An 18,962-nucleotide genomic window follows, 5' to 3' on the forward strand; every position below is an offset into this window, starting at 1 on the left:
ATGATGGCCGCCGTCGCGAGGGGCGACGTCGGTTAAAGTGTTCGAATCGGCGCCTCGGCCGGATGTCGTCAGTCCCGCGTGTCGACCACCATGCCCGGGTTGTAGTCGTCTGAAGTCATCGCCTTCAGGACGCTTTCGCGGGGCAGCTGCTGGACCACTTCGCCGGTGCGGCGGTCGAGGGTCTTGTAGACGAAGGCGCCGGTGGCCTCGTCTTCCTCGATCACCAGGCGAAGGTCGGCGGTCTGACCCTGGCGGGCCGGGCCGACGGTTTCAGCGGTGGGTTCGACCGGCCGGGCGATCATCGCCGCGACGGGCTCGGGAACCTGTCGAATTGAACCTATGCTGTTGCTCATCTCTCCCAAATCGCCAGGTCCTTGCGGATCGGCGTCTCCTGCCAAAGCGCCCGAGGTTTACGTCCCGGGCGAACGCGCATGGTTGGGGGCGAGCGCCGAGACGCCCGCCCCCGCCCATGGAGCCGTTTAGCGGAACAGACCCAGCAGCGACGAAGCCGAGGAGTTGGCGATCGACAGGGCCTGCACACCGAGCTGTTGCTTGGTTTGCAGCGCCTGCAGGCGCGCGCTTTCCTTGGCCAGGTCGGCGTCGACGAGGTTGCCCACGCCAGCGTCCAGGCTGTCCTGCAGCTTGCCGATGAAGCTGGCATGCGCCTCCAGCGCCTTCGAACCGGTGCCCAGCTTGGCCAGGGCGGCGGAGACGTTGGTGATCGAGGCGTTGACCAGGCCCAGCGCCGTGGCGGCGGTGGTGGCGGTGGAGAACGAGGTGGTCGCGGTGACCGTCACGTTAGAGCCGCCGAGGGCCAGGGACTGAGCCGCAACCGTCAGCTTCGAGGAGCCGTCGGCGTTGGCGAGCGCGGCGATGGTGGTGCCGCTGGCCTTGATCATGTTGGCGCCGTTGAAGTCGGCGTTCGAGACGGCCTTGCCGATCTGGTCGCGCAGGGCCTTGAAGTCTTCGTTCAGAGCAGTCCGGCTCGCGGTGTCCAGCGAGGTGTCGGCGGCCGCCAGAGCCTTTTCCTTCATCTGCGACAGCAGGTCGGAAACCGACTCACCACCGGCGATGGCCACGTCGACCACCGAGATCCCGCGTTGCAGCGAGTCCTTGACGGCGTTCAGGGCGTTGGAAGTGGCGCGCTGGCCTTGGGCGATGGCGAAAACCGCGCCGTTGTCCTTGGCCGAAGCAACCTTCTTGCCAGTGTTGATCCGGCTCTGGACAGTGTCCAGCTCACGGTTCGTGGCATTGAGGTTTTGCAGGGCGACCATAGCGCCCGAGTTCGTGTTAACGCTGTTCAGCGCCATGACGATAGTTCCTATTCAAGGTGTCCGACGTCGTTTTGACAGCCGGGAGCATTTTGCTCGGGTCGTTTGGCTGCAAGCGGCGGGCCACCGAGCCCGTCGCAGGGAAAAGCTCTAAGCGTTTGATTTTACGGCGTTATAGGTGTGTTAGGCATGCCGCCGGTCGGCAGATCTTGCCGAGCCCCATGCACGGCGGGCAAATTTTGCCGGGTGTAGGTGGGCAGAAACGCACCAGCGGCGCCGTGCGTTGACAGCGCGCGCGGCGGGCGGCACAGCCTGCGGCCGCAGGTCGCACCAGGATGAGTAACAGTATGTCGATGCCGCCGCCCCTACCCACCGCCCTGTCGGTGTCACGCGGCCTGGCCGGGTGGATGCTGCAGAACCGATGCAGCCTCGCCTTCACCTCCTACCAGACCGGCCAGCTTTTCCTGGTCGGGACCACACCGGCGGGGGTGGTGTCTTTCCACCAGCAGAATTTTCAGCGCGCGATGGGCGTGCACGCCCGTCCCGGCCGGCTGTATCTGGGCGCGTTGCACCAGATCTGGCGCTTGGAAAACGTACTGGGGCCGGCCCAGCTGGCCAATGATCACCACGACCGGCTGTTCGTGCCGCGCAACGCCCAGACGGTGGGCGATGTCGATATCCACGAGGTCGCCGTCGACCGGGGCGGACGGCTGGTGTTCGTCAACACCAAGTACAGCTGCCTGGCGACCGTCAGCCCGGTGCATGGCTTTCAGCCGCTGTGGAAGCCCAGCTTCATCTCCCGTCTGGCGCCGGAGGATCGCTGCCACCTCAACGGGCTGGCCATGGAGGACGAGGCCCCCGCCTACGTCAGCGCCGTCAGCCGCAGCGACGTACTGACCGGTTGGCGTAGCCGCCGGCACGAGGGCGGGGTGGTGATCGATGTGCGTACCGACCGCATCGTTACCGACCAGCTGTCGATGCCGCACAGTCCGCGCATTCATGACGGCCAGCTCTGGGCGCTCGACTCCGGCCGGGGCTACCTGATCCGGATCGACCGCCAGACCGGCGCAACGGAGAATGTCGCCTTCTGCCCCGGATTCCTGCGCGGCCTGGCCTTCCACGGGCCGTTTGCGATGGTGACCGTCTCACTGCCACGCCACGAGGGAACCTTCACCGGCCTGGACCTGGCCGACACCCTCTCCGCCAAGGACAGCGATCCGTGGTGCGGGGTCTTCATCATCGACACGCGCACCGGCGACACGGTCGAGTGGATCCGCCTTGAAGGCGCCATCACCGAACTCTTCGATATCGCCGCCTTGCCGGGTGTGGCGTGCCCGATGGCTGTGGGAATCGATTCGCCGGACATGCAGACGATGATCACCTTCGATCCGGAATTCGGGCCGCTGGCGCCTGCGTGAACACAAGCTTCCAAGAAAATTTTTCCTGACTAGGGAACAACCAGGCGTGGCGTCAGTTATGGGCGAGCGAACAAGAGAGTTGCCTCTTGTGTCGCAGACCCGACACAGTCGGCTACACTGCGTAGCCGGCTGGTATTTGTGTTCATATTACAAATATTCTGTTGTTGCTTTATTTTACGATTGTGGCGAATATTGTTGACGGCCCTGTTCAAACTATGGCCATACGGCGCTCAGTTATTGTGCTGTGAGGGCTTCCCTAAATGTTTGACTCCACCCGGCTGCGGCGGCGTATCGGCCTGCTCGCCTCCTCCTCTCTGGTCGCCGTAGGCGCCATCATCGGCGCGGGGGCTGTCAGCCTCGCGCCCTCCTCGGCCCTGGCGGCCGACGAATGCGGCGATCCCGCCGCCAACGGCCTGGCCGATGACGTTCTCGTCTGCGCGCCGGGGACCTACCCGACCGGAATCGTCTACCCGATCACCGCGGGCGACCTGACGCTGGCGTTCGACGAGACCGCGGCAGGAGCGGTTGTCACGACCACGGGCGGCGTTCAGGTGAACGGACTGCTGGGCGACAACATCACCCTGATCCGCACCCTGGGTCCGGCCGGCTCGGCTGGCACGGGTGACCTGACCGTCGTGAACACCGCCGGCAACGGCGTGACGGTGCTCAGCCCCGACAGCGACATCACCATCGACCTGACCGACGTCGACACCGGCGATACGGCCATGTCGATCACCGGCTCGACCAACGGCCTGGTGGCGATCAGCGGCGCGGGGAACGTGTCGGTCGTCCTGTCGAACGGCACGGTGACCGGACAGGCCGGCAATGGCGTGGTTGTCGCGGCCGGTCCGGCCGACGCGGCGGTCGTCAATCTGGGCGGCGCCACGGTCAACGCCACCAACACCGGCGCCGGCAACAACGCTTACGGTGTCTCTGTGACAGGCGGCACGGTCAACGTGACCGGTACGGGCGCGGTTAACGCCACCGCCGGCAACTTCGCCATCGGCGTCTATGCCAGCAGCCCGGGCGCGATCGTGGTCAACCAGACCGGTCCGATCACCGCTTCGGCGACCGGCGGATATGCTTGGGGCGTCTACGCCATCAACACCGGCGGCTCGTCGATCAGCATCACCACCGGCTCGGTCACCGTGACCCAGGCGGGCGGCCTGCTGGGTGGCGGCAAGGGCATTTCGGCCTACACCACCGGTGCGGTGACCATCAATTCGGGCGCCATCACCACCAGCGGCCTCTACGCTGACGGCATCTTCGTCGGCGGCGTTGGCGGCATTGCCGGCAACACGACGATTGTGGCCAGCGGTGCGATCACCACCACCGGCGCGGAAAGCGACGGCATCGACGTGGGCTCGCAGGGCACGGTGAGCATCACCAGCGCCGCGATCACCACCAGCGGTGCGAACAGCAACGCCATCGAGGCGGTCAGCGATCTGTCCACCGTCACGGTCACTACCAACGGCGCCGTCAACGCCACGGGGACCGGCAGCGTCGGCATCCTGGCCAGCGGCCAGACCGGCGTCACCATTACGACCGTCGGCGCCGTGACCGCCAACACCAACGCCATCAACAGCACGGTGACGGGGGCCGGCAACGGCCTGATCAACATCGGCGCGGGCTCCGTGGTCCGGGCTCCCGGAACCAGTGGCGCCAACGCGGCGGTGCAGGTCCAGACCCTGGCCGGCAACATCACCTCGATCAACAACGCCGGGACCATCCGCTCCACCAACGCCACGGTGGCGGGCGCGGCGGCCGACCTGGCCATCCAGGGCGGCGGCGGCAGCGTCAATGTGAACAACACCGGCCGCATCGACGGGCGAGTGAACTTCGCGGCCCTGACCGGGACCGACCGGGCGCAGATCAACCTCAGCGGCGCCGGCAACTGGCACTTCACCGGGACCTCCACCCTCAGCGGCGGCAACGACCTGGTGACCAATGGCGGCCTGATCGCCTCCTCGGGCACGGCGACGCTGGATTTCGCCGGCGACTCCGGCGTGGCTCCGCGCGATGTCTTCACCAACACCGGCCGACTGGTCGCCGGTGAGACCACGGGCGCCTCGACCCTGACGCTGAGCGGGCTGGAGACCTTCAACAACTCCGGTTCGATCTTCTTCGGCAGCCTGACCGGCACCAGCTCGGACGGCCAGACCAACGACCGCATCGTGATGACCGCCACCACCGGCGGCACGAGCTTCGTCGGTTCGGGGACCGGGACCCTGTTCATGGACGCCAACCTGGGCGTCACGGCCCAGGCCAACTGCGCCGCCGCGGTCACCGCCGACTGCCTCAGCATTCCGGGCGGCTCGGTCACCGGGACCAACCGGATCCGCATCAACAACACCAACACCGGACCGGGCGGCCTGAACACCGCCGGGATCGTGCTGGTCGATGCCGGCCCGACCGGTTCCATCGCGTCCGGCGCCTTCACCCTGGATACCGCCAGCACGGGCTACGTCACCCGCGGCGGCGCCGGGGCCCTGGACACCGGCTTCTTCTTCTACCGTCTGGCGCCGCTGGGCGCCGGTCAGGTGGGCCTGGTCAGCGCACCGGACGCCGAAGCGTTCGAGTTCGTCCAGTTCGGTTCGGCGGCCAGCGAAATCTGGCACCTGACCACCGGAACCTGGTTCGACCGCCAGGCGGACCTGCGGGTCTCCCTGGACTCCGGCGACCGTGGCGGTGGCTGGGTGCGGATGTTCGGCGACAAGATGGAGCGGGAGGAGAGCGCCTCCTTCACCTCCGGCACGACCACCTTCACCTTCGACACCGGCTATGAGCAGAACACCGCCGGGCTGGTCGCGGGCATGGACCTGATCGGCAACGCCGGTGAAGGTTCGGGCTGGCTGGTCGGCGGGAGCGTCGGCTACGTCGACTCCGACGTGAAGTTCAACGAAAGCGGCTCGCTGCTGAGCCTCAGCGGCATGACCGCCGGGATCTACGGCTCCTACGTCAGCGCGAGCGGCTTCTACGTCGACGGCAACATCTCCGGGAATTGGCTGGACGCCGACTACTCGGTCGGCAACCTTACCCCCGGCGTGACCTTCGCCGAGGCCGGCAGCGTCGATACCTGGGGTGTGCAGCTGGAAACCGGCTGGCGCTTCGGCTTCGGCGAGACGGCCTTCGTCGAACCGATGGCGACCGTTTCCTGGGCCAGCACCAGCTTCGACGACATGGACATCCCCGGTGGTTCGGTGGAGTTCGACGACATCGACAGCCTGCGCGCCAGCATCGGCCTGCGGACCGGCATGACGTTCCAGATGGCCGGCTTCCAGGTCCAGCCCAGCGTCTACGGCCGCTACTGGAACGAGTTCGAGGGTGATGAGGGAACGACGGTGAACAACACCGGCACGCCCCTGATCGTGCAGGACGACTTCGGTGGCGCCTGGGGCGATGTCGGTGGTCAGCTGAACGTCTTCAGCGACGGCGGCCTGACCGCCTTCGTCAACGCCGGCTACCGCTGGAACGACGACATCAGCGGCACGACCGCCAAGGTCGGCTTCCGCGTCCAGTTCTAAACGACCTCAACAGTCGTTCAGCAACGACCCCGCGCCGGGCAACCGGCGCGGGGTTTTTGCTTATCGCTCGTGCGGAAGCACCTTGAGGCCGAGCACCTCGGGATCGGCGGACAGGGCGGCCGCCAGGGCTGCTGCCTGGCGCTCGGTGAACTTCTCGACCGAGGCGCTGAAGCTTGCCGCCTCCTCGTCGAGCTCCACGCTGATCGGACCGGGCTTCAGCCCCTCTGCGGCAAGCGCAGCCCGGTAGCGCTCGATGCCCACGCCCGCGCCGCGACGAAAGCGGACCACCACATCGACAAAGGATCGCTGAGGGAGCCGGGATTCAGTGAGGCCAACGGCGGCCAGCACCGCCACTGTCGCCACCGTGCCGATTACGGCCAAGGCATAGAAGCCGACCCCGAACAGGATGCCCAGCGACGAGGTGATCCACAGGGACGCCGCCGTGGTCAGGCCGCGGATGTTGAACCCTTGCCGGAAGATCACCCCGGCCCCCAGGAAGCCGATCCCGGTCAGGATGCCGTGAGCCATGCGTACGGGGTCGATGCGGATGATCTCGTGGGGCGTGTCGGTCAGCCAGCGGATCTGATGCACGGCGGCCAGCATCAGCAGGGCTGACGACAGCGAGACCAGAATATGGGTGCGAAACCCCGCGGGGCTGGAGCGGTATTCCCGCTCGAAACCGATCACCGCCCCGGCGACGACCGAGCCGAAGATCGGCCAGAGGATGTGGGGGTCGAGCCAGTCCATCGATGGTGAACCGGCCTTGAAGGCGGTGGGTTCCGCCAAAAAGGTCTGCCGGGCGACCCCTTGTCGAAAGGGCCGCCCGGCGTCGCGACGCTAGCTACGGAACAGCGAGGTGATGGTCTGCGGGGTCTGATTGGCGATGGACAGGGCCTGGACCCCCAGCTGCTGCTTGGTCTGCAGAGCCTGGAGCCTGGCGCTTTCCTTGGCCAGATCCGCATCCACCAGATTGCCGACGCCCGCATCGATGCTGTCTTGCAGCTTGCCGATGAAGGCGCTGTGCATCTCGTAGGCCTTGGACTTGGTGCCGAGGCGCGCGAGAGCCGCGCTGGTGTTGGAGATGGAGGTGTTCACCGTGGTGACCATCGCCGCCGCCGTGGTGACCGTACCAATGGTGCCGGTCGCAGCGACAGTGACGATCGATCCGCCCAGCGCCATGACTTCTGCGGCCACGGTCAGCTTGGAGGAACCATCCGCGTTGGCGAGGGCCGCGATCGCCGTGGCGCCGCTCTTGATGAGGTTGACCCCATTGAAGTCGGCGTTGGCGACGGCCTTGCTGATCTGATCACGCAGGGCCTTGAAGTCCTCGTTCAGCGCGGTGCGGCTTGCGGAGTCGAGACTGGTGTCCGACGCCGCGAGGGCTTTCTCCTTCATCTGCAACAGGAGGTCGGAGACCGATTCGCCGCCGGCGATGGCCACGTCGATCGCGGAGGAACCACGATTGAGCGAGTCCTTGACGGCATTGAGCGCCCCGGACGTCGCGCGCTGGCCCTGAGCGATAGCCCAGATGGCGCCGTTGTCCTTGGCGTTCGCAACCTTCTTGCCGGTGTTGATGCGGCTCTGAGTCTTGTCGAGCTCCATGTTCGTCGCGTTAAGATTTTGGAGCGCAACCATCGCTCCCACGTTGGTATTCACCGACAAAGCCATCGGTAGTCCTTCCATTCTGGCAGGGAGATCCGGCGCTTTCGGCCGGTGGGCCTTCTGGCCCGTCACACGCATGGCAAGGGCCGCGCCACTCGCGCGCGCGCGAAACCCCGTTGAAATTGTTTGGTTAATCGGAAACTGCCGGTCGCGGACGAGCGGTCATTCCGTCGCACTGGGCAGGTCCTGCCCGGCGGACCGGGCAGGGTTGGTCGCGCTCAGATTGGGGAGCTAGCCTAGAAGGTTCGGGCAGGGTCGCCGGGATGGGCCGGGGGCTGACCGGCCAGCAGGCGGGCGGCCTCGGGCGCCATCAGCCGGTTCTGGTGATCGGCGCCGGGCACGTAGGCCAGCGTCCATCTGAAGGGGACGCCCATCGCCTTCGCCCGGTCGCGGCAGGCGCGGAAGAAGCGGTGGCCTCGGGCGAAGCGGTGCATCCCCTGCGCGTCGGCTTCCGGGGTGTGGCGCAGGGAGCGGTGGTTCGGGTCGTTGTCGGCCTCGCCGAGGAGAACCGTCGAAGGGCGGGCAAAGGCGGCGGCCAGGTCGGCGGCGCCGGGCGGCAGGCCTTTCAAGCCATAAGGCCAAGCCTGGGCGGGATCGGGCATGGTGTACCAGCCGGCGTTGGCCATCACCACACGGCCGGCGCGGGCCTTGGGGGTCAGGAACAGACAGCGGTGGACGAACTGCGAGCCGCCGGAATGGCCGTAGAAGCGGTAGGTCGTCTGGGTCGATCCCAGGCGGCGGACGATGTCGTCGAACATCGGCTCGATGGCCGAGAAGCTCCAGCGGTCACGGGGCAGTGGCGTGTCGTCGGGACCCAGCACCCGGCCCTGGCTGAAGTCCGACTCCTTGGGGAAGGCGGTTTTGTCGAACTGCGGGCAGAGGACGAGGAAGCCGCCGGCCGCGGCCAAATCCTTCCACTGGTCCCGATAGACATCGGCGTCGCGCTGGACTCCGTGGATGACGAAGACGATCGGGGTGTCGGGGCCGATGGCATCGGGGCCGGCGTAGAACACCCGCAGCGGCTCGCCGGCCCAGGCGTCGAACAGATAGTCCCCGACGGGCTCTGAAAACCCCGCCCCCCTCCCCCAGGCTGTTCCGGCCAGCATGGGCAGGCCGAGCGTGGCGAGGGAGAGGGTGCGGCGGGTCAGGGTCATGGGGGAGGCCCTTAGAAGTCGAGACGGATCTGGGCGTAGATGAAGCGCCCGCGGTTGTCGTGATACTCGGGATAGTAGCCGGCGCCCTCGTCGGCCAGCGGCGGGTCCTTGTCCTCGATGTTGTTGGCGCCGACGCGCAGTCGCACGCCGTCCAGCATGGGGGTCTTGAAGCGGTAGTCGGCGTACAGGTTCCAGGTCAGCCACTCGTCGACCTTCCAGAAGTCGCCGGTGACGTCATTGGTGGCGCTGGTGTCGTAGAACTCCCCAACATAGCGGAAGCCCAGGCCAGCGCCCCAATTCTCCATCCGCCAGGTCAGCGTGCCGGAGGCGCGCCATTCGGGATTGCCGTTCAGCTTGATGCGGTCGACCTGCTGGGCGGTGAAGTTAGGGCCGAGGATCGGGTCGTTGAGCAGCGGCTCCAGCGATTTGCGCTCCTGATCGTACCGCAGGATGTGGCTGGCCTCGGCCTCGAAGCCGAAGCGGCCGAAGCCCGTGCGCGGGCCACGCCAGGAGACGGCGAAGTCCAGGCCCTCGACATCGCGCGGGTCGAGGTTAAGGAAGCTGTCGATAACATAGTCGACCGCCCCGGCCGGCGCCCGCTGGTCGGTGGGGTTGGCGGCGTTCCAGGCGGCGAAGGCGGCGACGTCGTCCGGGGTGATCGCCTTGCGGATGACGTTGAGGTTGGAACTGCCCTGCTTGCGCAGCAGGAAGTCGAGGGCCAGCGCCTCCTCGACCCCGAAGTTGTCGATGACGTTCTCCTGGTGGAAAGCCCACCAGTCGACGCTGAACTGGAACTGGCCCACCGGGGTGCGGGGCGGCTTGATCACCCAGCCGAGCACCTTGGTGGTGGTCTCTTCGGACTCCAGGTCGGGGTTGGCCTGCCGGACCGAGCGCCGGTAGCCGACGCCGGTGTCATCGGCCAGCAGGGTGACGTCGGAGCGCCAGAAGTCTTCCTGGCCGAGGTTCAGGCGGCTGATGTCGCCGCGATAGAGCTGCACCAGATTGGGGGCGCGGAAGCCCTCGGCATAGGCGGCGCGCAGATAGGTCCATTCGGCGGGATACCAGCTGCCGGCGATCTTCGGCTTCACCACGAACTCGCCGGTGTCGGAGAAGCTCTCGGCGCGGGCGGCCAGCTGCATGTCCAGGCGGTGGACCAGCGGCACGTTCATCTCCGGGCTGACCAGCGGGATCAGCACCTCGCCGAACAGGGCGAAGACCTTGCGGTCGGCGTCGGAGTCGTCGGTGGGGCTGACGCCCACGATGTCGGAGCGGTTGCCGCCCAGGCCGTCGCCGAAGCGGATGGTGCCGTCCAGCCGGGCGTCGCGGTCGTCCATGTACCATTCGCGGCGGAAGTCGGCCCCGAAGGCCGCGCCGACGCCGCCGGCCGGCAGCTCCCACAGGTCCGGCGTGGAGATGCGGAAGTCGAGACCGGTGAGCGAGGTGGCGCCCTTGTTGGTCGACTTGATGCGAACCGCGTCCAGCGCCGCCTGGCTGTTGCCGTTCGGGCCGCCGAAGACGTTGTAGGCGTCGGGGGTGGTCAGGGCGAGCTGCTGGGCGAACAGGGTCTTGGACATGGTGTTGCCCTCGACGTCGGTGGTGTCTGCCCGGTGGTAGAAGAAGCCGGTCTCCCAGTCCCAGTCGCCCCACTGCCCGCGCAGACCGGCGACCAGGCGATAGGATTGCGACTCGGTGGTGATCTCGCGTGGGCCCTGGTCGAGGGGACGGTACTGGGTGATCAGCACGTCCAGGCCGGCGGCCGGGACAGGCGTGACCGTGCCCGTGGTGATGCCGGCAATGCGGTTTGGGCTGCCCACCGGACCGAAGGGATTCCAGTAGTTCTGCTTGGGCACGATGATGTAGGCGAGGCTGTCGTCGATCGGCTGGGCCGCGCGTTCGGAATAGGTGTCGGCGTCATAGAAGCTGAGCTCGCCGAAGGCCTCCACGCCATTGCCCAGGTCGTGGGTGACCTGGCTGAACAGCGTCAGGCGATCGACGTCGGGGGTCACCTGGCGCACGTCGTTGAAATCATAGAACAGCGAGCTGTTCTGGATGCCGTCGTCCAGGCCGATTGTTGGGTTGGCGGTCACCGCCGTGGTGCCGGCGTCGCCGACCGGCTGGATGTGGAATACCCCGCTGGTGTTGGTCACGTTCGGGCTGCCCAGCCGCACCCGCTGGCCGACGAACAGGCCCTGGGCGTTGACCGCGCCGGCCTGGTAGGTGCCCCAGGGGCTGAGGTTGGAGGTGTTGCGGAACTGGGTGTCGCCGGCCCAGTTGGGCGGCAGGAAGCGGCGGGTGTCGACGCTGGAGCTGTAGTCCCGCTCACTGGCCAGCAGTCCGTTGCGGGTGAACCAGCTGGCCACCACGATCACGTTGGTGCGGTCGTCGTTGAAGGTCAGGCCGCCGGCGATATCCACCGAGAACTGGCGCATCTGCGTGCCCTCGGAGCCGCCGTAGCGCGAGGTGAGCCGCAGGCCCTCGTAGTCGGTCTTGAGGATGGTGTTGACCACCCCGGCGGTGGCGTCGGCGCCGTAGAGGGCCGAGGCGCCGTCGCGCAGCACCTCGATCCGCTCGATGGCGCCGGCCGGGATTTCGTTGACGTTGACCACCTGGCGCGGGGACTCATCGACGTCCTGGCTGCGGGCGAAGGGGGTCATCCGGCGGCCGTTGAGCAGCACCAGGGTGTTGCCGGCGCCCAGGCCCCGCAGGTTGATGGTGGCCACGTCGCCGCGGGCCGAGTTGGGACCATCGCTGGTCTCGTTGAACTCCATGCCGCCGGCCTGGGGGATGTTGGCCATAATCTCGCCGGTGGTGTCGGCGCCGGCCGCGTCGATCTGGTCCTCGCCGACCGTGGAGACCGCGATGGCGCCGGTCTCGCCCGCCCCGGCGATGCGCGAGCCGGTGACCACGACTTCCGAAACATCGCCTTCCGGCGCGGGCTCTGCCGCCGGCTGGGCCAGGGCCGGCGTGGCCAGGACGAGGACGCCAAGGGCGGCGCCGGCGGTCAGGGCTTGGCGGAAGCTGCGGGTCTTCATGGTCATTCCCCCTTGGAAGTCTTCTTGGTTGTCAGTCGGCCGGGGTCTCGGCAGGGGCCAAGTCCTCGGGTTCAGGTGTTTGCGGCGGGTGTTTGCTAAGGGCCCGGCCGAGGGCGTCGCGATCGAGCCGGCCCTCCCAGCGCGAGACCACGATGGTCGCCACGGCGTTGCCGATGAAGTTGGTCAGGGCCCGGCACTCGCTCATGAACCGGTCGATGCCGAGGATGAGCGCCAGGCCCGCGACCGGCACGGTCGGCACAACGGACAGAGTCGCCGCCAGGGTGATGAAGCCGGCCCCGGTGACGCCCGCGGCCCCTTTTGAGCTGAGCATGGCCACGCCGAGCAGCAGCAGCTGCTGCTCCAAGGTCAGGTCGATGCCGACGGCCTGGGCGATGAACAGCGCCGCCAGGGTCATGTAGATGTTGGTGCCGTCGAGATTGAAGCTGTAGCCGGTCGGCACGACCAGCCCGACGATGGACTTCGGACAGCCCGCCGCCTCCATCTTCTGCATCAGGCTAGGCAGGGCGGCTTCGGAGCTGCTGGTGCCGAGCACCAGGAACAGCTCCTCCTTCAGGTACCGGAGCAGCTTGAAGATCGAAAACCCGGTCAGGGCCGCGATGGCGCCCAGCACCAGCACCACGAACAGGGCCGAGGTGGCGTAGAAGGTGATCACCAGCCCGGCCAGGTTGGCCACCGACTCGATGCCGTACTTGCCGATGGTGAAGGCGAAGGCCCCGAAGGCGCCGATCGGGGCGGCTTTCATGAAAATGGCCACCAGCTTGAAGAAGGCTTCCGCAGCCGACTCCAGCACGGTCAGCACCGGCTCTCCGCGCTCACCGATCAGGGCCAGGGAGATTCCGAAGGGGATGGCGAAGAACAGGACCTGCAGGATTTCGCCGTCGGCAAACGCGCCGACCACGGTGTTGGGAATGATGTTCAGCAGGAAGCCGACAATGCTCTGGTCGTGGGCCTTGGCGACGTAGCCCTGCACGGCGGCGTTGTCGAGGGTGGCCGGGTCGATGTTCATCCCGGCGCCGGGCTGAACCACATTTGCCACCACCAGCCCGACCAGCAGGGCGAAGCTGGAAACCGCCAGAAAGTAGCCGAACGCCTTGGCGGCCACGCCGCCGACCTTGTCCAGCTCGCGCATGCCGGCGATGCCGGTGACCACGGTCAGGAAGATCACCGGGGCGATGATCATCTTCACCAGCTTGATGAAGGCGTCGCCCAGGGGCTTCAGGCTTTCGCCGACTTCCGGCCAGAAGTGGCCGATCAGGGCGCCGGCCGTGATGGCGACCAGGACCTGGACATAGAGCTGGCGGTGCAGCCCCTTGCGCTTGGGCGCGTCGCCTTGGGCGTGCTCGATCACGTCGGGTTGGCGGATCATGGTCGTCCTGGTGTGCGTCGTCCCGCGGCGCGCCTCTGCGGGAACGCCGAGTTGAACTTTCGATCATCGGGCGCGATGGCGACAAGGATAACAACGGTTCGCCTAAGGTGTTGAATTTTCTCATCAACAGGCTAAGCCATGAAAAACAACGAGCAAAAATCCGCACACGTCATGGCGGATATGTGCAATAGTCCGCTCAAGTCGCCCACGGAGTGAGCCTTGGCCGAATCCGTCCTCAAACGCTGGGGCCCCTTCGCCCTGGCCAGCGCCGTGCTCGTTGGGGCCGCCACCTGGACGGCCGGCGAGTTGGCCGCCGACGCCGCCCGCGCCGACCTTGCCCGCCAGGCCGACGCGGCGGCGGCCCTGCACGCGGCGGTGCTGCGGAGCGAGCTGGAGAAGCACCGCTCCCTGCCCTTCGTCCTGGCCGCCGACGCAGATGTGGGCCACGCCCTCGCCGGCCGCGACCCGGCCGCCCTCGCGGCGCTGAGCCGAAAGCTGGAGGCGCTCAGCGTGCAGACGCGGGCGGCGGTGATCTATATCCTCGATGCCAAGGGCCTGACCCTGGCGGCCAGCAACTGGCGCCTGCCGACCAGTTTCGTCGGCTCCAACTACAACTTCCGCCCCTACTACGCCGAGAGCCTGAAGACCGGCTCGTCCGAACACTTCGCCCTCGGCACCGTCAGCGGCCGGCCGGGCCTGTTCCTCGGCCGCCGGGTGGGGCCCGCCGAGGCGCCCCTGGGGGTGGTTGTGGTCAAGGTCGAGTTCGACGCGCTGGAAGGCGAATGGCGGGGCTCGGGCGAACCGGCCTTTGTCACCGATCCGCACGGCATCGTCCTGGTCACCTCCGTGCCGGATTGGCGGTTCCGCACGCTGCAGCCGATGCCGGAGGCCGAGCGGGCCCCGCTGCGCGCCAGCCTGCAGTTCGGCGCCGAGAGCCTGGCGCCCCTGCCCCTGACCCCCGATCCCGACCATCCCAAGGAGCGGATCGGGGTCGCCCCCAGCTCGGACGCGCCGCAGCGGTTCCTGGCGGCCGACACCCCGGCCGCCTCCCCGGGCTGGACCCTGCATGTGCTGACCGCCGCCGACCGGCCGCTGCGGGCAGCGGAGACGGCGGCGCGGGCGCTGACCCTGCTGCTGACCCTCGCCCTGGTGGCCCTGGCCGCCCTGCTGCTGCGCCGGCGCCAACGGGCGGCCAGCCGCGAGGCCGCCGAGATCGCCGCCCGCGCCGAGCTGGAGGCCCGTGTCGCCGCCCGCACCCGCGAGCTCAGCGGCGCCAACCAGAAACTGACCCGCGAGATGGAGGAACGCCGCCGCGCCGAGAGCCATCTGCAGCGGGTGCAGGACGACCTGATCCAGGCCAACAAGCTGGCTACGCTGGGCCAGATCGCCGCCGGCGTGGCCCATGAGATCAATCAGCCGGTCGCCGCTATCCGCGCCTATGCCGACAACGCCGCCACCTTCCTCGACCGCGATCAGCCCGAAGCGGCGCGCGAGAACCTGGGCGTCATCGGCGGGCTGACCGAGCGCATCGGGCTGATCACCGACGAACTGCGCGCCTTTTCGCGCAAGTCGACCGGCCCTGCCGCCGCCGTGGTGGTGGAGGAGGCCATCGGCGGCGCCCTACTGCTGGTCGGCGCCCGGCTGCGCCAGCAGGGGGTGGCCCTGGAGCGGCTTGGCGACACCGACGCGGTTCTGGTCCAGGCCGACCGGATGCGGCTGGAACAGGTGCTGGTCAACCTGCTGCAGAACGCGGCCGAGGCCCTGGGCGACCAGCCCGATCCCCGTATCGCCATCACGGTCGAGGGCGACCGCCGCGCCGTCCGCATCGTGGTCGCCGACAACGGTCCGGGCCTGACGCCCGAGGCCGCCGAAGGCCTGTTCACCCCCTTCACCACCACCAAGGCCAAGGGGCTCGGCCTGGGCTTGGTGATTTCCCGCGATATCGTCGCCGAGTTCGGCGGGGAGCTCAGCGGCGGAACCGCGCCGGAGGGCGGGGCCCGGTTTGTCATCACGCTCAAGCGCGCGACCTGATGTTCGAGGACCTGACCCTGGTCGCCTTCGTCGATGACGACCCCGACCTGCGCGCCGCCCACAGCCAGAGCCTCAAGCTGGCCGGGCTGGAGGTCCTGGCCTTCGAGGGGGCGGAGGCGGCGTTGGCTCGGGTGGATGCCGGCTTCCCGGGCGTGGTGGTCAGCGACATCCGCATGCCCGGCATGGACGGCCGCCAGCTGTTCGCCCGGCTGAAGGACCTCGACCCCGACCTGCCGGTCATCCTGATCACCGGCCACGGCGACGTGCCCCAGGCGGTGGAGGCCATGCGCGAGGGCGCCTACGACTTCGTCGCCAAGCCGTTCCCGGCCGAACGGCTGGTGGCCAGCGTCCGCCGGGCGCTGGAGAAGCGGCGGCTGGTGCTCGACAACCGCCGGCTGATGGCCGCCAGCGGCCGCATAGAGGCCGACCAGGCCCTGATCGGCGAGACCCCCGCCATGCAGCGCCTGCGCGCCACCCTGCGCCAGATCGCCGAGGCCGGCGTTGATGTCCTGTTGGAGGGCGAGACCGGGGTCGGCAAGGAGCTAGCCGCCCAGGCCCTGCACCGCTGGAGCCGCCGCCGGCCGCATCCGTTCGTCGCGGTGAATTGCGCCGCCCTGCCCGAGGCCATGGTCGAGAGCGAGCTGTTCGGCCACGAGACCGGCGCCTTCAGCGGGGCGATGCGCCGGCGTGGCCATGTCGAGTCCGCCGATCGCGGGACCCTGTTCCTCGACGAGATCGAGAGCATGCCGCTGGCCGTGCAGGGGCGCTTGCTACGGGTTCTGGAGGAGCGGGAGATCACCCCGCTGGGCTCCAGCACAGCCCGGCCGGTGGACCTGCGGGTGGTGGCCGCCAGCAAGGCGGACCTGGCTGACCTGGCCGCCAACGGGGCGTTCCGCGCTGACCTCTACTACCGGCTCAACGTCGTGCGGCTGTCGATCCCGCCGCTGCGCGAGCGGCGGGACGACATCCCCCTGCTGTTCGGCCATTTCCTGGCCCAGGCCGCTGCGAAGTTCCGTCGCGAGCCGCCGGCCCTGACCGATCCGGTGCGCCGCCGGCTGATAGAGCACGACTGGCCTGGCAATGTCCGCGAGCTCAGCCACTACGCTGAACGCGTCACCCTTGGCATCGAGGAGCCGTTACCCGCCCCCCCGACCCACGGCGGCCCGGGCCTCGCAAAGCGCGTCGAGGCCTTCGAGGCGCAGTTGCTGAGAGAGGCGCTGGAGGGCCATGGCGGCGACGTTCAGGCCGCCCTGCGACTGCTCGATCTCCCCCGCCGCACCTTCTACGAGAAGCTGCGCCGCCACGGCATCGACATCGCCCGCTATCGCTCAGGCCGGGTCGAAGGCCAGGAGTAGGCGACTGAGTTCCGGCTCCTGCACCGCTTCAGCCGCCTCGGCCCGCGGCATCCAGCGCCGGTCGCGCTCGCTGGCTTCTGGCCAGTCGTCGCGGTGCGCCGTCACCTCCAGCGGATAGACCTTCACCCGGCAGGCCCGCAGCGCCCCGTCCTTGAGCCGCTTGTCATAGGTGAAGCCGCCGATGGGCGCCGTGGCGATCAGCCCCTTCACCCCCGCCTCTTCCCAGGCCTCGGTGGCGGCCGCTTCCGGATCGCTCAGGCCGGTCATCGGCCAGCCCTTGGGGATCACCCAGCGACGGGTCTCGCGGCTGGTGACCAGCAACATCTCAAGCCCGTCGGCCCCTCGCCGCCAGGGCAGGGCGCCGATCTGATGCGCGGGACGGGGCGATGGGGGCTGCGGCACGGGGCGCGGACCCTATCTCAAGCGCCGGTGATTGTCAGTCCCCGGACCAATCCGCCAGGGCCGCCGGATGACCTCTTCGCCACTGGCAATGTTGCGGTTAGCATCCCAATTAAAGACCGACCCCAACGAGGATCCGCCATGACCGACGAAGCCCCTCCCGCCAATCACCCCGAGGGCTACGTCCCCGCCAAGGTCTGGACCTGGACCAAGGGCAGCGGCGGCCGTTTCGCCAATATCAACCGCCCGATCGCCGGCCCCACCCACGACAAGGAGCTGCGCGTGGGCAAGCACCCGATGCAGCTGTACAGCCTGGCCACCCCCAACGGGATCAAGGTTACGGTGATGCTGGAGGAGCTGCTGGCGCTCGGCCACAGCGGCGCCGAGTACGACGCCTGGCTGATCAAGATCAACGAGGGCGACCAGTTCGGCAGCGGCTTCGTCGCCGCCAACCCCAACTCCAAGATCCCGGCCCTGGTCGACCACAGCGACCCGGCCAAACCCATCCGAGTCTTTGAGTCCGGCGCCATCCTGATGCACCTGGCCGAGAAGTTCGGCGAATTCCTGCCCACCGATCCGGCGGCCCGCGCCGAGACGATCTCCTGGCTGATGTGGCAGATGGGCTCGGCTCCCTATCTCGGCGGCGGTTTCGGCCACTTCTATGCCTACGCCCCGTTCCGCATCGAATACGCCATCGACCGCTTCGCTATGGAGGTGAAACGGCAGCTCGACGTGCTCGACCGTCGCCTGGCGGAAAGCGAGTACCTGGCGGGTCCCGACTACACGATCGCCGACATGGCCGTCTGGCCCTGGTACGGCTCCTTGGCGAAGGGGCTGGTCTATGAGGCCGGTGAGTTTCTTTCGGTTCAGGATTACAAGCACGTCCAGCGCTGGACCGACCAGATCGGCCAGCGCCCCGCCGTCAAACGCGGTCGCATGGTCAACCGTGTCTTCGGCGAGCCCTCCACCCAGCTTTGGGAACGCCACGACGCGTCCGACTTCGAGACCAAGACCGCGGACAAGCTGAACAAGCCCGACTGACCAATACGAAAAAAAAGGGAGCGGCCGAGCCGCTCCCCTTCCTCGTTGCTGATCAGCAGCCTACCAGCGGCGGCCGTCCCCGTCGGTCCGCTCATAGCGGATGCGGGCGCTCAAGGTGTCGAAGCGCCGGTCGAGGTCGTTCCGCTCCCAAGCCTGCAGCCCGCCCGTGCGGCGGTACTGGTCTTCCAACCGCGCTAGCGACTGGAACTCGCCGCGAAGCCGGACTGCCTCTGCACGCGTCAGGGTGCCGTTGCGGACGCCTCTGTCGATCCGCATGTCGAGATTACGCTGCCGCTGGTTGATGTTCTGCCAGCCGCGATCCTGGCCGTCGTTGCGATCCCAACGGACCCGCGCGCTCAGCACGGTGAAGCGACGGTCGAGATCAACCCGCTCCCAGGCCTGCAGGCCATCGCCGCGGCGATACTTGGCCTCCAGACGAACCAGCTCGTTGAACTCGGCGCGAAGGCGGCGCGCCTCGACCCGGGTCAGGTCACCTTGGTTGACGCCGGCGTCGATCCGGCGGTCCAGCTCGGCTTGGCGGGCGTTGATGTTCTGCCAGGGAGCGGCGAAGGCGGGCGCGGCAACGGCGGCCATAGCCGACGCCGCGACGAGGGGAAGCATGAGCCTCATGGGGCGATCCTTTCCAATGGCGCGCTGCGGGATGCGGCGCTTGCGGCGGTGGAAAGGC

General features: G+C 68.0%; 13 protein-coding genes and 1 pseudogene. 5 read left to right on the forward strand and 9 right to left on the reverse strand.

Annotated features, from left to right (window positions below; genetic code table 11):
- Positions 1–68: 68 nt before the first annotated feature.
- Together GVN21_RS20855 and GVN21_RS10885 are read right to left on the reverse strand one after the other, a co-directional pair.
- Positions 69–353, reverse strand: a complete 285-nt coding sequence (locus tag GVN21_RS20855) for a flagellar protein FlaG (RefSeq protein WP_166574746.1) — start codon at positions 351–353, stop codon at positions 69–71.
- Positions 354–479: 126 nt separating this feature from the next.
- Positions 480–1,310, reverse strand: a complete 831-nt coding sequence (locus GVN21_RS10885; protein WP_166574765.1) for a flagellin — start codon at positions 1,308–1,310, stop codon at positions 480–482.
- 296 nt (positions 1,311–1,606) lie between these two features.
- On the opposite strand from GVN21_RS10885, the gene GVN21_RS10890 reads away from it, so the two are divergent.
- Both GVN21_RS10890 and GVN21_RS10895 read left to right on the forward strand, forming a co-directional pair.
- Positions 1,607–2,689: a TIGR03032 family protein gene (locus tag GVN21_RS10890; protein WP_166574766.1), complete on the forward strand. Its 1,083-nt coding sequence runs from the start codon at positions 1,607–1,609 to the stop codon at positions 2,687–2,689.
- 260 nt (positions 2,690–2,949) lie between these two features.
- Positions 2,950–6,213 (forward strand): autotransporter domain-containing protein, encoded by a 3,264-nt coding sequence (locus tag GVN21_RS10895; RefSeq protein ID WP_166574767.1) that lies wholly within the window; start codon positions 2,950–2,952, stop codon positions 6,211–6,213.
- A gap of 60 nt (positions 6,214–6,273) precedes the next feature.
- Here GVN21_RS10895 and GVN21_RS10900 read toward each other — a convergent pair whose 3' ends face one another.
- From GVN21_RS10900 to GVN21_RS10920, 5 genes are all read right to left on the reverse strand, one after another.
- Positions 6,274–6,960, reverse strand: a complete 687-nt coding sequence (locus GVN21_RS10900; RefSeq protein ID WP_166574768.1) for an MgtC/SapB family protein — start codon at positions 6,958–6,960, stop codon at positions 6,274–6,276.
- Positions 6,961–7,050: 90 nt separating this feature from the next.
- Positions 7,051–7,881: a flagellin gene (locus GVN21_RS10905; protein WP_166574769.1), complete on the reverse strand. Its 831-nt coding sequence runs from the start codon at positions 7,879–7,881 to the stop codon at positions 7,051–7,053.
- Positions 7,882–8,111: 230 nt separating this feature from the next.
- The gene (locus GVN21_RS10910) at positions 8,112–9,029 is read right to left on the reverse strand and encodes an alpha/beta hydrolase (protein WP_166574770.1); all 918 of its coding nucleotides are present in this window, start codon (positions 9,027–9,029) and stop codon (positions 8,112–8,114) included.
- Positions 9,030–9,040: 11 nt separating this feature from the next.
- Positions 9,041–12,061: a TonB-dependent receptor gene (locus GVN21_RS10915; protein ID WP_205690030.1), complete on the reverse strand. Its 3,021-nt coding sequence runs from the start codon at positions 12,059–12,061 to the stop codon at positions 9,041–9,043.
- A gap of 31 nt (positions 12,062–12,092) precedes the next feature.
- Positions 12,093–13,448, reverse strand: a complete 1,356-nt coding sequence (locus GVN21_RS10920) for a dicarboxylate/amino acid:cation symporter (protein ID WP_166574772.1) — start codon at positions 13,446–13,448, stop codon at positions 12,093–12,095.
- Positions 13,449–13,667: 219 nt separating this feature from the next.
- Here GVN21_RS10920 and GVN21_RS10925 point away from each other — a divergent pair, with 219 nt between their 5' ends.
- Together GVN21_RS10925 and GVN21_RS10930 are read left to right on the forward strand one after the other, a co-directional pair.
- Positions 13,668–15,479: an ATP-binding protein gene (locus tag GVN21_RS10925; RefSeq protein WP_166574773.1), complete on the forward strand. Its 1,812-nt coding sequence runs from the start codon at positions 13,668–13,670 to the stop codon at positions 15,477–15,479.
- The gene (locus GVN21_RS10930) at positions 15,479–16,834 is read left to right on the forward strand and encodes a sigma-54 dependent transcriptional regulator (RefSeq protein WP_166574774.1); all 1,356 of its coding nucleotides are present in this window, start codon (positions 15,479–15,481) and stop codon (positions 16,832–16,834) included. Before GVN21_RS10925 ends, GVN21_RS10930 begins: the two co-directional genes overlap by 1 nt.
- Here GVN21_RS10930 and GVN21_RS10935 read toward each other — a convergent pair.
- A complete protein-coding gene (locus GVN21_RS10935) occupies positions 16,808–17,236 on the reverse strand; it encodes an NUDIX hydrolase (protein WP_346764249.1) in 429 nt (142 codons plus the stop codon). The two genes, GVN21_RS10930 and GVN21_RS10935, sit on opposite strands and share 27 nt — an antisense overlap.
- Positions 17,237–17,374: 138 nt before the next feature.
- On the opposite strand from GVN21_RS10935, the gene yghU reads away from it, so the two are divergent.
- Complete coding sequence (gene yghU, locus GVN21_RS10940) at positions 17,375–18,274, forward strand: glutathione-dependent disulfide-bond oxidoreductase (RefSeq protein ID WP_166574775.1); 900 nt, start codon at positions 17,375–17,377, stop codon at positions 18,272–18,274.
- Positions 18,275–18,334: 60 nt separating this feature from the next.
- Here the strand turns inward: yghU and GVN21_RS20860 are convergent.
- A pseudogene (locus GVN21_RS20860) lies at positions 18,335–18,583 on the reverse strand (hypothetical protein); the annotation flags it as partial.
- Between the last annotated feature and the right edge of the window lie 379 nt (positions 18,584–18,962).

Source organism: Caulobacter sp. SLTY, assembly GCF_009905535.1.
GTDB lineage: Bacteria > Pseudomonadota > Alphaproteobacteria > Caulobacterales > Caulobacteraceae > Caulobacter.